General features: G+C 75.9%; 11 protein-coding genes. 3 read left to right on the forward strand and 8 right to left on the reverse strand.

Annotated elements, in window-relative coordinates:
* Position 1: 1 nt before the first annotated feature.
* Positions 2–2836 (reverse strand): type I DNA topoisomerase, encoded by a 2835-nt coding sequence (topA, locus tag NR073_RS01165; RefSeq protein ID WP_256748545.1) that lies wholly within the window; start codon positions 2834–2836, stop codon positions 2–4.
* Between the two features lie 401 nt (positions 2837–3237).
* On the opposite strand from topA, the gene NR073_RS01170 reads away from it, so the two are divergent.
* Entirely contained in the window at positions 3238–3885 is a 648-nt protein-coding gene (locus tag NR073_RS01170) for a hypothetical protein (protein WP_230594486.1), read from the forward strand.
* A 21-nt stretch (positions 3886–3906) separates the two neighbouring features.
* Here the strand turns inward: NR073_RS01170 and NR073_RS01175 are convergent, their stop codons facing one another.
* Positions 3907–5583, reverse strand: a complete 1677-nt coding sequence (locus NR073_RS01175) for a methyltransferase (RefSeq protein ID WP_060973652.1) — start codon at positions 5581–5583, stop codon at positions 3907–3909.
* The gene (locus tag NR073_RS01180; RefSeq protein ID WP_123244261.1) at positions 5580–6509 is read right to left on the reverse strand and encodes a rhodanese-related sulfurtransferase; all 930 of its coding nucleotides are present in this window, start codon (positions 6507–6509) and stop codon (positions 5580–5582) included. Before NR073_RS01180 ends, NR073_RS01175 begins: the two co-directional genes overlap by 4 nt.
* Before the next feature lie 93 nt (positions 6510–6602).
* On the opposite strand from NR073_RS01180, the gene NR073_RS01185 reads away from it, so the two are divergent.
* Positions 6603–7376: a GNAT family N-acetyltransferase gene (locus NR073_RS01185; RefSeq protein ID WP_060973651.1), complete on the forward strand. Its 774-nt coding sequence runs from the start codon at positions 6603–6605 to the stop codon at positions 7374–7376.
* On the forward strand, positions 7373–9970 hold the full coding sequence (locus NR073_RS01190; protein WP_060973648.1) for a DEAD/DEAH box helicase: 2598 nt from the start codon (positions 7373–7375) through the stop codon (positions 9968–9970). The genes NR073_RS01185 and NR073_RS01190 overlap by 4 nt, the downstream gene beginning before the upstream one ends.
* On the opposite strand, the gene NR073_RS01195 is transcribed toward NR073_RS01190, so the two are convergent.
* The 5 genes from NR073_RS01195 to NR073_RS01215 form a co-directional block, all read right to left on the reverse strand.
* The gene (locus NR073_RS01195; protein ID WP_060973649.1) at positions 9889–10329 is read right to left on the reverse strand and encodes an Rv3654c family TadE-like protein; all 441 of its coding nucleotides are present in this window, start codon (positions 10327–10329) and stop codon (positions 9889–9891) included. The genes NR073_RS01190 and NR073_RS01195 overlap by 82 nt on opposite strands.
* A complete protein-coding gene (locus NR073_RS01200) occupies positions 10326–10778 on the reverse strand; it encodes a TadE family type IV pilus minor pilin (protein ID WP_060973650.1) in 453 nt (150 codons plus the stop codon). The genes NR073_RS01195 and NR073_RS01200 overlap by 4 nt, the downstream gene beginning before the upstream one ends.
* Positions 10771–11004, reverse strand: a complete 234-nt coding sequence (locus NR073_RS01205) for a DUF4244 domain-containing protein (protein ID WP_049161531.1) — start codon at positions 11002–11004, stop codon at positions 10771–10773. The genes NR073_RS01200 and NR073_RS01205 overlap by 8 nt, the downstream gene beginning before the upstream one ends.
* A gap of 176 nt (positions 11005–11180) precedes the next feature.
* Positions 11181–12308, reverse strand: coding sequence for a type II secretion system F family protein (locus NR073_RS01210; RefSeq protein ID WP_230956258.1), 1128 nt, complete (start codon positions 12306–12308; stop codon positions 11181–11183).
* Positions 12305–13630: a CpaF family protein gene (locus NR073_RS01215; RefSeq protein ID WP_256748546.1), complete on the reverse strand. Its 1326-nt coding sequence runs from the start codon at positions 13628–13630 to the stop codon at positions 12305–12307. Before NR073_RS01215 ends, NR073_RS01210 begins: the two co-directional genes overlap by 4 nt.
* Positions 13631–13649: the final 19 nt, after the last annotated feature.

A 13649-nucleotide genomic window follows, 5' to 3' on the forward strand; every position in this document is an offset into this window, starting at 1 on the left:
CTCAGGCCTTCTTCCGCGCGGTGGTCTTCTTGGCCGGGACCTTGCGCGCCGCCGGCTTCTTGGCACCGCCGCGGGTGGCCGGGCCCTTGGCGCGCTTGTCCGCGAGCAGCTGGTAGGCCTCCTCCGCCGTGAGCTCCTCGGGCTGGCGGCCGCGCGGGACGGTGATGTTGGTGACGCCGTCCGTGATGTACGGGCCGAAGCGGCCCTCCTTCACAGTGACCTTCTTGCCGGAGACCGGGTCCTCGCCGAACTCGGCCAGCGGCGGCTTGGCGGCCCCGCGGCCACGCTGCTTCGGCTGGGCGTAGATCTCGAGGGCCTGCTCCTGCGTGATGCTGAAGATCTGGTCCTCGGACTCGAGCGAGCGCGAGTCCGAGCCCTTCTTCAGGTAGGGCCCGAAGCGGCCGTTCTGGGCGGTGATGACCTCGCCCTCGGCGTCCGCGCCCACGACGCGCGGCAGGGACATCAGCTGCAGCGCCTGCTCGAGGGTCACGGTGTCCACGGACATGCTCGTGAAGAGGGAGCCGGTGCGGGGCTTCTCCTTGGCCGGCTTCTTCTTCGGCTTGGGCTTGCCGTTCTTGTAGTACTCGGTGGGCTGGGCGTCGAGCCAGGCCTGCAGCTCCTCCTCGGTCATCTCGGGGATGACCTCGGTGACGTAGGGCCCGTAGCGCCCGTCCTTGGCGACGATGGTCCGGCCCGTCTCCGGGTCCGTGCCGAGCTCGCGCTCGGAGGGCTGGGCGGTGGCGAACAGCTCCTCGGCCTTGGCCGGGGTGAGCTCGTCCGGGGCCAGGTCCTCGGGGACGTTGGCGCGCGGCGGGGTGGCGCCCGCCTCCGCGTCGGCCGGCAGCGACCGCTCCAGGTACGGACCGTACTGGCCCACCCGCAGGGTGATGTCCTCGGTGATCGGCAGCGAGTTCACGGCCCGCGCGTCGATCTCGCCGAGGTTGTCCACCACGTGCTTGAGGCCCTCGACGCCCTTCTCCGTCTCCGCGGCGGGGGCCCCGAAGTAGAAGGTCTGCAGCCAGGCCTCGCGGCCGAGTTCGCCCGCGGCGATCCGGTCGAGGTCGTCCTCCATGCGGGCCGTGAAGTCGTAGTCCACGTACTTCGCGAAGTAGTCCTCGAGCAGGCCGATCACCGCGAACGCGGTCCACGACGGGACGAGCGCGGTGCCGCGCTTGGACACGTAGCCGCGGTCCATGATCGTGGAGATCGTCGGGGCGTACGTGGAGGGACGCCCGATCTCGCGGCGCTCCAGCTCGGCGACGATCGACGCCTCGGTGTAGCGGGCCGGCGGGGAGGTCTCGTGCCCGGTGGCCTCGATCGGGTCACCGGTGAGGCGCTCGCCCTGGGCCACCTGCGGCAGTCGGCGGTCCTTGGCCTCCGCGTTCTCGCCGTCGACCTCGGCGTCCCGACCCTCCTCGTACGCGTCGAGGAAGCCCTTGAACGTGATGACCGTGCCCGAGGCGCTGAACTGCGCGAGGCGGCCGTCCTGCGCGGTGGCCGAGAGCCGCAGCGTGGCGGTGTAGCCCTTGGCGTCGGCCATCTGCGAGGCCACGGTGCGCTTCCAGATCAGCTCGTACAGGCGGAACTCGTCCGGGCGCAGCTCGGCCTTGACCTGGGCCGGGGTCCGGAAGGAGTCCCCCGCGGGCCGGATGGCCTCGTGGGCCTCCTGCGCGGTCTCGTTGCGCTTGGCGTAGACGCGCGGCTGGGCCGGCACGGCGTCCGCCCCGTAGAGCTCGGTGGCCTGGCGCCGGGCGGCCTGCACGGCCTCCTGCGAGAGGTTCACCGAGTCCGTGCGCATGTACGTGATGTAGCCGTTCTCGTACAGGCGCTGGGCCACCTGCATGGAGACGCGGGAGCTCATGCGGAGCTTGCGGGCGGCCTCCTGCTGCAGCGTGGAGGTGGTGAAGGGGGCGGCCGGGCGGCGGGTGTACGGCTTGTCCTCCACCGAGTCGACCGTGAAGTCCGCTCCGCGCAGACCCTCGGCCAGCGAGCGGGCGCCGGCCTCGTCCAGGTGGGTCACCTTCTTGCCGGCGGAGGCCTTGAGCCGCCCGGTGTCGTCGAAGTCGCGGCCCGTGGCCACGCGCTCGCCGTCCACCGTGCTGAGGCGGGCCGTGAACGAGCTGCCCACGGCGTCCGCGGCCTGCACGCCCTCGGCGACGGTGAAGGTGCCCTCCACGCCCCAGTACTGCGCGGAGACGAAGGCCATGCGCTCGCGCTCGCGCTCGACGACGAGGCGGGTGGCCACGGACTGCACACGGCCCGCGGAGAGGCCGCGGGAGACCTTGCGCCACAGCACCGGGGAGAGCTCGTAGCCGAAGAGCCGGTCGAGGATGCGGCGCGTCTCCTGGGCGTCCACGAGGGCCGTGTCCAGCTCACGGATGTTCTCCAGGCCTCGGCGCACGCCCTCCTCGGTGATCTCGCCGAAGGTCATCCGGTACACCGGCACCGTGGGCTTGAGGGTGTCCAGCAGGTGCCAGGCGATGGCCTCGCCCTCGCGGTCCGCATCCGTGGCGAGGTAGAGGGCCTCGGCGTCCTTGAGCTCGCGCTTGAGCTCCGTGACCTTCTTCTTCTTGTCCGGGTGCACCACGTAGTACGGGGTGAAGCCGTGCTCCGTGTCCACGGCGAACTTGCCGAACGGGCCCTTCTTCATGTCCGCCGGCAGGTCCGAGGGCTTGGGGAGGTCGCGGATGTGCCCCACGGAGGAGTCCACCACCCAGCCGGAGCCCACCGCGTTGAGGTACTTCGCGATGGACTTGCTCTTGGCCGGGGACTCCACGATGACCAGCTTCTTGCCCTCGGGCACGGAAGCGGTCACGGAAGCGGGGGTAGTGGACAACGGGTCCTCCTGGGACGGGATGGCTGCGGGTCCGGGGCCGACGCGAGCCGACCCGTGTCCGCCGGGGGCGGACGTCCCCACATCGTAGGGCGCGCTGACCACGATAACGCCCGGAGCCTGACAGGCCCCTGGGCGGGCCCCGTCCGCCGGACACGGGCTCGGGTCCTCCTGCCCGCCTCCGGACACTCAGCCTATGCTCAGGCCATGCATCCTCGTCGGTCCCGCGCCACGTCCCACACGGTCCAGGGTGCTGTCCACGTCGCCCGGTCCGCAGGCTCCGGCCTCAGGCCTGTGGGTCCGGAGAAGGACACGTCGGGCTCGGGCACGTACTGCCACCACCACGGCGACAACCGCAAGCCCGAAGGCGTCCACGCGTTCGACGGCGTGGCCGGGCAGGAGAGGTGTTGACGGCCCCGGGGTCGACGGCGGACCTCGTCCGCCGCTGGGAGTCCGCGGCTCGGCCGAACCCCACGGCGACGGACGTGGGCTCCCTGCTGGAGAAGTGCTACCGCGCGAGACCTCTGGCACGCGAGATCCTCTCGGGCGGCCATCTGCAGCACGACGAGGAGCTGCGCAACCACACGGAGAAGCTCCTGTGGACGGTCACGGACACCGTCACCCTGCTGCACTTCGCCCGGCACGCCTTCGGCTCCCTCGATGCGTATCTCCTGCACCTCGAGTCGGAGCGGGAGGACGCGGACGCGGCAGCCGAGTGGGACGAGGGCGCCGAGCGTGCCGACGTCGCCTACTGGACAGGGCTGGAGAGTCAGGTCCCCCAGGAGGACCACCCCTACGGGCTGGTCCTCACCCAGCACGCACTGGGTCAGCGCGTCACCGCGATCCTCGAGGTCGAGGACGGGGCGGTGACCGGCTTCACGGTGGAGGGCGTGCTCGGGCAGATGGTGGACGAGCACCTCGAGGGACTCGTGGGCTTCCCCGAGCCGGACCCGGACTTCGGCGAGGCCGTGCCGGTGATGCGCCGCGGGGATCCCGACGACGAGATGTTCGTGCGCCATCTGCGCCACGCTGCGCGGCTCGGCTTGATCTGAGATGTGGGCCGGGCCGTCCGCTCAGCCCTCCACGAGGAAACCGTCCTCGTGCAGCTCCCGCAGCGCGGCCAGCAGGCCGGCCCGGCCCGCTTCGTCCAGCTCCAGCAGCGCGGCGACCGCGCCCACCAGCTGCCCCACGGACAGCTCGCCGTCGCTGGCCGAGAGGACGCCCGCCGTCGCGGTGTCCAGGCGCGCCACACGCCGGAACCCGGAGCCCTGACGGGCCAGGATCACCTCGGGGTGCTCCGCCCCGAACCGCTGGTGGCGCTCCTCGGTCACGTCGGATGCCACCCGCAGGTGCAGGCCGCGCAGCGCGGCCAGGGCCGGGTCCCCGACGTCGACCCCCGTCCCGGCGCCCGCGGCCAGCCGGTCCCGGCGGGCGACGGCGGCGGCCCACGCGGCGCCGAGGGCCTCGTCCACGGCCTGGGTCAGCTCCTCGGCGACCACCCACCCCCGGCCCTGGGAGCCGTCCGCGGCGGGCCGACGCAGCCACACGTGGCCGAAGCCCACGCCCGCGACCCCGCGCGCGGCGAAGTCGTCCAGGTACCCACGGTAGGCGGCCTCATAGGCGGGCGGGTCGAGCTCGAGCGAGGAGTCCTGCAGCCACGTCTCCGCGTAGCCCGCGGGGTCCTGCCGGTCGCGCTGGATGAACCAGGCCTGCATCCCCGACGCCAGCCACGAGCGCGGGCGCGCGTCCCAGGGTGCGGTGTCGGCGTCGGCGGTGTCTCCCGCCGGGATCTCCCAGTTGGCGAGCAGCTGCGCGGTGCCGCCCTCGGCGAGCACGTCCGGCAGGGCCGCGATCAGCTCCGCGACGATCCGGTCGCCCTCGCGGCCGCCGTCGCGGTAGGTCAGCACGGGCGCGTCCGGGTCCGTGCGCGGGGTGATCACGAACGGCGGGTTCGAGACCACGAGGTCGAACCGCTCCCCCGCCACCGGCGCCAGCAGATCGCCGGCCGCCAGCCGGACCCGGTCCTCGAGCCGCTCCCGGTCGAGGCCGAGCACGTCCGCGTTGAGCAGCAGGTTGAACCGGGTGAAGGCCAGGGCGCGCTCGGACAGGTCCGTGGCGGTGACGTGGTCGGCGTGGGCGAGCAGGTGCAGGGTCTGGATCCCGCAGCCCACCCCCACGTCGAGGGCGCGGGCCACGGGACGGCGCTGCGTGGCGCCGGCGAGCGTGAGGGAGGCCCGACCGACGCCGAGCACGTGCTCGGGAGGCAGCGGGCCGCGCCGCTGCAGGGCCGTCAGGTCCGAGGCGATCCACATCCGGCCCGGCTCGTCCGCCTCATACGGCGAGAGGTCCACCGCGCCGCGCACGCGTCCGTCCGGCCCCTCGACGACGAGCCCGGCCGCCACGGCCCCGGCCAGGCCGAGGCTGGGCAGGGCGGCGTCGAGGTCGGCGGCGGGGACGGGCTCGCCGAGCAGCCAGGCCCCGACGGCGGCGGCGAGGGCCCGCGTGCCGTGCCGGTCGCCGGGGCCGGCTGCGTCGTCGTGCCGGTCGGGGCCCGCCAGGTGACCGGCGACGACGCGGCGGGCGGCCTCGGCGTGCTCGCGGTCCAGGGCGAGCGTGGCCACGGGTCCGAGCAGCCCCTCGACGGCGGCGGTGGTGAACGGCAGGGCCGCCAGGTCCGCGGCGAGGGCCACGGCCGTGGCCGGTGTCAGCCGCGGGGCGGGGGGCGACGGAGGTGTCGGGACGGGACTCATGCCTCGGTCCTCTCAGCGGGGTGGGGGCGGTGGGCGCAGACGGGGCAGCGGTGCTCGGGGTCGTCGACGGCGCAGGCCGCGCAGCGGACCTCGAGCGTGGTGCAGGCCGGGTCGGCGCAGTTGCGCAGCGCCGAGGTCGGGGCCTGGCACGTGACGCACCGGCCGATGGTCTCGGCGTCGGCGGTGAAGCGGGTGGACAGGCGTCGGTCGAACACGGCCAGCTCGCCCCGCCACAGTCCGGCGTCGCCGCGGGCCTCGCCGTAGCGGACGATGCCGCCGTCGAGCTGGTAGACCTCGGCGAAGCCGCGGTCCTTGAGCAGGGCGGAGAGGACCTCGCAGCGCACGCCGCCCGTGCAGTAGGTGATCAGCGGCGCGTCCTTGAGGTGGTCCAGGGCCCCGGAGTCGACGGCGGCGAGCAGGTCGCGGGTGGTGTGCGCGTCCGGGACCACGGCCCCGTCGAATCGGCCGATGGCCGCTTCCACCGTGTTGCGGCCGTCGAGGAAGCGCACGGGGTTCGCGGTGCCGGCGCGCTCGGCGACGAGTGCGTCCACCTGGGCGGGGGTGAGCCGCTCCCCCGTGCCGACGACGCCGTCCGCGTCCACGGAGACGCGCTCGGGGGCCCCGAACGCGACGAGCTCGGGCTTGAGCTTGACGGAGAGGCGGGGGAAGTCCGCCGCCGAGCCGTCCGACCACTTCACCTCGAGGTCCCGGAACGCCGGATGCTCCCGCGTGCCGCGCACGTAGCGCTTGACCGCGTCGACCGGTCCGCCGACGGTCCCGTTGATCCCCTGCGACGACACGATGATCCGGCCGGTCAGGCCGAGGGACGCGGCGAGCGTGCGCTGCCACAACCGCACCGCCTCGGGGTCGGCGAGCGGGGTGAACCGGTAGTACAGCGCGATGCGGGAGAGGGGGGCGGTGCTCATCGAGGTCCAGGCTAGTGCGCGACCCCGGACGTGACGGCCGTGCGGGACGGGCGGGACCTGGCCCGCACCGGCCTCACGCCTTACCCTTCAGACATGACTGAGCATCTGGATCCGGCACTGGTCGACACCTGGTTCGCGGCCTGGTCGCGATCGCGCGGCTACCGCATCAGCCAGGAAGCGGGGCGACGCGCGGCCCTGCGCACCCCTCGCCCCGCCCGCATGATCCCCGGCGGCTCCGGTCGCGCCACGGTGGACGTGCCGGCCACGTGGGAGTACGTGGTGGTGAACCCCTCCCGCGCGGAGCTCGAGGACCTGCGCGAGGCGGTGCGGGACCAGGAGCAGATTCTGCTCACCGTGTTCGGCGACGCCGGCGAGGACCCGAAGGCCATGGGTCTGAAGGCCCAGGCCGAGCCGGAGCGCTTCATGACCATGGACATGGACCCCGAGCTGCAGGACGTGGAGCCCCCGCTGCTGCCCGAGGGCTATGAGGCCCGCGTGGACCAGCCGATGGAGGGCAGCCGTCGCCTGCGCATCCTGGCCGTCGGCGCCTCGACCGCGCCGGAGGGCGAGGAAGAGCTCGCCGCCCTCGGCTGGGTCACCGAGGAGGACGGCACCGCCGTCTACGACCGGATCTGGACGTCCCCGAACCACCGTCGCCGCGGCCTCGGCTCCCTCGTGATGCGCTACCTCACCTCCGAGGTCATGAGCGAGGGTGAGATCAGCCGCGGCCTGCTCGTCGCCTCGCCGGACGGGCAGAAGCTGTACCGCCACCTGGCCTGGACCGACCTCGGCCCCGTGTCCATCTGGGGTCGCGGCCTGGCCGAGGACAACCCCACCGCCGAGCACACCGGCACCATGGGGGCGTGACCGGCCACCTCCCGGAGCACGATCCCTGGGCGGATCCCGCGGGCGGCTGGGGGCCGCCCGGCACGGCGGACGCCGCGCCGGGCGTGGACGACGCCGCCCCGGACTGCTCCGGACCGGAGCCGCAGCCCGTCGGTGAGGTGGTGGCCGACGTCGTGGCCGGGCTGTCCGTCACGGCACCCGGCGACCTGCGCCCGGACACGCCGGCGGGGGCCGGACTCCGTGCGGCGCTGGGCCGGACCGGGCTGCCCGAGCAGATTCGCCACGTCACCGAGCTGCCCGCCCGGCAGGCCCGGCACACGGACTGGCCCGCGGACGCGCCGGAGGGCCTGGTCAGGGCGTTCGCGGCACGCGGCGTCGAGCGGCCGTGGCTGCACCAGGTGCGCGCCGCGGCCCTGGCCGGCGCGGGGACGCACACCGTGCTCGCCACGGGCACGGCGTCGGGCAAGTCGCTGGGCTACCAGCTGGCGGTCGGCACCCGGCTGGCCGCCGACCCCCGGGCCACCGCGCTCTACCTCGCCCCCACCAAGGCCCTCGCGGCGGACCAGCTGACCTCTTGGCGCGCCCTCGAGCGGGACGGCGCCCCGGGGCTGCGCGCGGCCCCCTACGACGGCGACACCGCACCGCAGGACCGGATCTGGGCTCGCGAGCACGCCACCGTTCTCATGACCAACCCGGACATGCTCCACGTGGGGATCCTGCCGCACCACGAGCGGTGGGCCGCGTTCTTCCGGAACCTGGCGTTCGTGGTGGTGGACGAGTCGCACACGTACCGGGGCGTCTTCGGCTCGCAGGTGGGCATCCTGCTGCGCCGGCTGCGGCGCATCGCCGCCCACTACCGCGGGGACCGTCCGGAGACCGTGTTCATCGGAGCGTCCGCGACGTCGGCGGATCCGGCCGGGCACTTCGCCCGACTGATCGGGGCGCCGGCCACGGCCGTCACCGAGGACGCGTCCCCGCACGGGGCGGTCACGGTGGCGTTCTGGGAGCCGGAGCTGACGGACCGTCGGGGCGAGAACGGCGCGCCCGTCCGCCGCTCGGCGATGGCCGCCGCCGCCGACCTGGTCACGGACCTGGCCCTGCAGCAGGTGCGCACGCTGGCGTTCATCCGCTCGCGGCGCGGGGCCGAGGCCATCGCCAGCGCGGCCAAGCGGCAGCTCGAGGAGGTCGAGCCGGGGCTCGGCACGCGGATCGCGGCCTACCGCTCGGGCTACCTGCCCGAGGAGCGGCGGGAGCTGGAGGCGGACCTGCGCTCGGGTCGGCTGCTGGGCATGGCCTCGACGCCGGCGCTGGAGATGGGCATCGACGTCGCGGGGCTGGACGCGGTGGTGGTGGCCGGCTGGCCGGGCACCCGCGCGTCGTTCTTCCAGCAGATCGGCCGCGCCGGGCGCGGTGGCCAGGATGCGCTCGCGTTCTTCGTGGCCTCGGACGACCCCCTGGACACGTTCGTGGTGGACCACCCGGAGGCCGTGTTCGACCTGGGCGTGGAGGACACCGTGGTGGACCCGGAGAACCCGCACCTGCTCGGCCCGCAGCTGTGCGCGGCCGCCGCGGAACTGCCGATCACGCCCGAGGCGTTCGGCTGGTTCGGGGAACCGGGGCGGGTGCGCGCCCTGCTGGACGTGCTGGTCGAGCAGGGGCTGCTGCGCCGTCGGCCGGCCGGCTGGTTCTGGACGCACCCCGAGCACGCCGCCGGCATGGTCTCCCTGCGGGACGACGGCGGCGGGCCCATGGACATCATCGACGCCGAGTCCGGTGCCCTGCTGGGCACGATGGACTCGCCCCAGACCCACTACCAGGCGCATCCCGGCGCGGTGTACGTGCACCAGGACCGCACGTACCTCGTGGCGGAGCTGGACGAGGACGCGCACGCCGTGGTGGTCACGCGGGCCTGGCCGGACTTCACCACGCAGGCCCGGGACGTCACGGAGATCGAGATCGTCGCGGTGCACCGTCGCCTGGACGCGCGCGAGAGCACCCTGCGCTGGTGCCTCGGGGAGGTGCAGGTCCGCACCCAGGTGGTGTCCTTCCAGCGCAAGGCCCTGGCCTCCGGGGAGGTGCTCGGCGAGGAGCCCCTCGACCTGCCGGCGCGGGACCTGTTCACCTCGGCGGTGTGGTTCCAGGCGGCCTCGGACGAGCTCATCGCCGCGGGTCTGACCACGGATCGCCTGCCCGGCGCCCTCCACGCGGCGGAACACGCGATGATCGGCATGATGCCGCTCGTCGCCTCGAACGACCGCTGGGACATCGGCGGCGTCTCGATGGTCCTGCACCCGGACACGGGCTCCCCCGCCGTGTTCGTCTACGACGGCCGGCCCGGCGGGGCGGGCTTCGCCGAACGCGGCTTCGAGCAGGCGCGACGCTGGGTCGAGGCGACGGCGGGGGCCATCGCGGCCTGCGAGTGCGCGGAGGGCTGCCCGTCCTGCGTGCAGTCCCCCAAGTGCGGCAACCGCAACAGCCCCCTGGACAAGGCCGGCGCGCTGACCGTCCTGCGGTTCCTGATGGACCACGCCGATCACCTCGTCCCGGCGGACGCCTCGGCCGACGGCTCGGGCGGCGCCCCCGGCGGGGCCGCGGACGCGGCGCCCGGGGCCTGAGACCGCGGCGGACCCGCGACGGCGTCGGCCGTGGCCGCCGGCAGCGGGGCGCGGGCGAGCTCGACCGCGACGCGCACGGTCCCGTCCTCGCGCACCTCGCACGCCACGACGACGGCCCCGTTGCGTTCGGCGGTCCGCCCGGCCAGCACGCACGGCTCGTGGTCGGAGAGCCCGCGCCGGGCGTCGGAGGCGGCGAGCGCCGCCAGGTCGGCGGCCCCGGCCGCCCGGGAGCCGGTGACCGAGGCCTGCCCGAGCGCCGCGACCGCCAGCAGCAGACCCGCCCCCAGGGCGGCCGTGCCCAGGACGGACACGGTGCCCGAGCCGCGTTCGCCCCGCGCGGGCGCCCTCCCGCGGGTCATGACCGGTCCTCCGGTGAGGCGGCGGGCGTTCCGGGCCGCTGGTCGGGGGCGGCGGCGTGGGCGGTGAGGGTGAGCACCTCGGCCCAGGCGAGCGGCCCGGGGCCGGGCTGGACGACCTCGACGGTCACCCACCCGCCCTCGACGGTGTGCGAGAGCGAGGCGTCGTCGCCGGCCATGCGCGCCACCGCGTCCCGGGCCGCCGCCTCGTCGTCGCCCCGGGCGAGGATGCGGGCGGCCGACGCCGCGGCGTCCTGACCCCGCACCTGCTGCACCGCGGCGGCGCCGGCCAGCAGGACGGACACGAGCACGAACGCGATCACGGGCAGCAGCACCGCGTACTCGGCCGTGACGGCCCCGGTCTCGCCGCCCCGGAGCGCCCGGGGCCACCCCGCCGTCCGGGCGCCCGTGCGGCGCCCGGACGGCGGGGCGGAGATCGGGTGCTCAGTCACGCTGGAGCGCCCCGGAGACGAGGTCCACGAGCAGCGACTGCACGTCCGGGCTGGTGAGCACGACGGCCAGCACGCCCGCGAAGCCCACGGCGGCGAGCGTGAGGATGCCGTACTCGGCCGTGATCGCGCCGGTCTCCTCGCTCGCGGCGTCGACGACGCGGGCGAGGCGGTCGCGCTCGCTCGGGCGAGTGACGGCGGGCTGGGCGGAGTGGGAGCGGTGGGTCATGGTGGTCCTCCTGGAGTGGGCCCCGCGGTGCGGGGCGGTGGTGACGGCCCGGCCGGGCCGCTGGTCCCAGGCTGGCCCGGTGCGGGCCCCGCGCGCCGGGGGCGGTGCGGATCCGGGGATGGGGCGGGGCGAACGGGGCCCTGTGCAGGACCGGACGCCCCGGTGTCGCCGCCGCCTCAGCCCGGTCCCGCCCCGAGCAGGGCCATGACGACGGGCACAACGCCCCAGCACACGAAGGCGGGCAGCAGGCACAGCCCCAGCGGCATCACCAGGCGCACGGCCAGCTCCTCGGCCGCCCGTTCATCGGTCCGCCGGGTCTGCTGACGGACGGCGGCGGCGGTCTCGGCCAGCGTGCGGGCGCCGGCCATCCCGGACCGGTGCAGCGGACGCAGTCGGGCGGCGGTCTCGGCCCACACCGGGTCCGTGTCGAGGCCCACCCACGCCTCGTCCCAGTCCCGGCCCCAGAGCAGCAGCGCCGCCGTGGCCCGCAGGCCGCGGGCGCCCGGCAGGGTCCGGCCGAGGTCGTCCAGCGCGGCGGGCAGGGATCGGCCGGCGCTGAGCAGCGCCGCCAGCACGTCCAGCACGACGGCGGCGCCCACCGCCGCCGGCTCGCGCGCGGCCGCACGCAGCAGCAGGCGCGTCCAGGACCGCCCGGCCAGCCAGAACAGCAGCCCCACCGCGGCGACCACGGCACCGAAGGGCGAGCGGACCAGGTCCCACGGGGAGGTGCCGAGCAGCCACGCGAGGCCGAGGCCGCCCAGGGGCAGCCACTGCAGCAGTCGGGACGTCGCGCCCGGCCCCGCCGCGGCCGAGCGGCGGGCCCGGGCCGCGTCCACGTCCGCCTCGAGGCTGTGGGCCAGCCGCCGGGCCACGGCTGCGGGAGCGGCACCCGCCCGGGCCCCGGCCGCGAGCGCCGCATCGACCAACGCCCAGCCCGGGTCCCGTGCGGGGGTCCGCCAGGGCGGGGTCCCACCGCGGCGCGCCGCCTCCCCGGTCGGCGCAGGCGACGCCGGCACATCCCAGGCCAGCGCCTCGGCCCGGCGTCGGGCGTGGTGATGGGCGCAGCATGCGGCACCCGCCTCGCCCGGGCCCGACCCGCAGGCGGGCAGGGTGCACGCGGTCTCCCGCCAGGCCTGCTCCTCGGTCAGACCGGCCGCGACGAGGGCGGCCCAGCGGCGCAGCACGCCGACGAGCACCTCCGTCTCCTCCTCCGGCCTCGCCCGCCCGGCCCGCCAGGGCAGCAGCGCCACGGCACGCCCGGCGCGGGACCGCCGCGCCGGCCCGGTGGCCGTCGTCGGGCTCACCGGCCGCCCCGCCCCGCCAGCCGCGCCGCGAGCGCGGGCACGCCGGGTCCCTCGACGGTCCGCCCGCCCGTCGCCTCCGTCCCGGGCCGCCACGTGAGGGCGGGCAGCAGGGCGAACCCGTCGGCGCGCGGGTCCGGGACGGCGAGCTCGACGGGGTGCCGCCCGTGGCCGTCCCGGGCGACGTGCAGCACGGCGTCCACGCCGGCGCGGGCCTGCGCGGCCACCGTCTCGGGCCGCCAGCCGGCCAGGGAGGCCATGGCCGTCAGCCGGGCGGGCACCTCGGCGGCGGCGTTGGCGTGCAGGGTGCCCCACGCGCCCTGGTGTCCCGTGTTCAGGGCGGTGAGGACGTCGGCCACCTCGGCGCCGCGGCACTCGCCGACCACGAGCCGGTCCGGCCGCATCCGCAGCGCGTGGCGGACGAGCTCGGCCAGTCCGACCTCGCCGGCGCCCTCCGCGTTGGCGGCGCGGCACTGCAGTGCGACCACGTGCGGGTGATCGGGCGCGGCCTCGGCCGTGTCCTCCACGACGACGATCCGTTCGTCCCCCGGCACCCGGCCGAGGGCTGCGGAGAGCAGCGTGGTCTTGCCTGCCCCGGTCGCGCCGCTGACCAGGACGGTGGCACGGTCGCGCACGAGCGCCTCGAGGGCGTCGGCCCAGAGGGCGCCGTCCGGCCAGCCGTCGGCCAGCGCGGCCAGCGACGGCGTCGTCGCGGCCGGGATCCGCAGGCTCAGCAGGGTGCCGCCGCCACTGACCGGGGGCAGGACCGCGTGGACGCGCACGCCGCCCACGCGGGCGTCGGCCAGCGGCACCGCCGCGTCGAGGCGGCGGCCGGCCCGGTGCAGCAGCCGCACCGCGAGCTCCCGGGCGGTCTCGGGGTCGAGCCGACCGGGGCGGCGGACGAGGCCTTCGTCCCCGTCGGTCCACACCGCGCCCGCGCCGTCCACGAGCACGTCGGTCACGCCCGGGGTGCGCACCCAGGGTGCGAGCGGGCCGAAGCCGTCGAGCTCATCGACCAGCGCCGCCACGCGCGGGTCGTCGATCGGCGCATCGAGGGCCTCGGCGATCAGCGGGGCCAGCGGCGGCTCCGCCCCGTCGGCGGCCGACGCACGGGCCTCGGCCACGCGCCGGCGCACGACGGCGGCGTCCAGCCCGCCGGGGCCCGCTGCGGGTGTGGCCAGCGGCGGCGCGGCGACCTGCGTGCGTTCCGGCTCGGCCGGGTCAGTGCGGGGCCACGGGAACCGTCGGCCGACCTCGGGCGGGGCGAGGCGGGACCGTCGGCCCCGGGGCGGGCGGGGCGGGGCGGCGGGGACGAACGGGCGCATGGCGGACCTCCTGCGGGAT

Source organism: Micrococcus sp. Mcc28, assembly GCF_024519775.1.
GTDB classification, from domain to species: domain Bacteria; phylum Actinomycetota; class Actinomycetes; order Actinomycetales; family Micrococcaceae; genus Micrococcus; species Micrococcus luteus.

What these genes read in the sequence shown, in the direction of transcription:
- NR073_RS01205 (WP_049161531.1), bottom strand. Translation starts at nt 11,004, where the DNA reads ATGACCCACCGCTCCCACTCCGCCCAGCCCGCCGTCACTCGCCCGAGC.
- NR073_RS01215 (WP_256748546.1), bottom strand. Translation starts at nt 13,630, where the DNA reads ATGCGCCCGTTCGTCCCCGCCGCCCCGCCCCGCCCGCCCCGGGGCCGA.
- NR073_RS01180 (WP_123244261.1), bottom strand. Translation starts at nt 6,509, where the DNA reads ATGAGCACCGCCCCCCTCTCCCGCATCGCGCTGTACTACCGGTTCACC.
- NR073_RS01175 (WP_060973652.1), bottom strand. Translation starts at nt 5,583, where the DNA reads ATGAGTCCCGTCCCGACACCTCCGTCGCCCCCCGCCCCGCGGCTGACA.
- NR073_RS01185 (WP_060973651.1), top strand. Translation starts at nt 6,603, where the DNA reads ATGACTGAGCATCTGGATCCGGCACTGGTCGACACCTGGTTCGCGGCC.
- NR073_RS01195 (WP_060973649.1), bottom strand. Translation starts at nt 10,329, where the DNA reads ATGACCCGCGGGAGGGCGCCCGCGCGGGGCGAACGCGGCTCGGGCACC.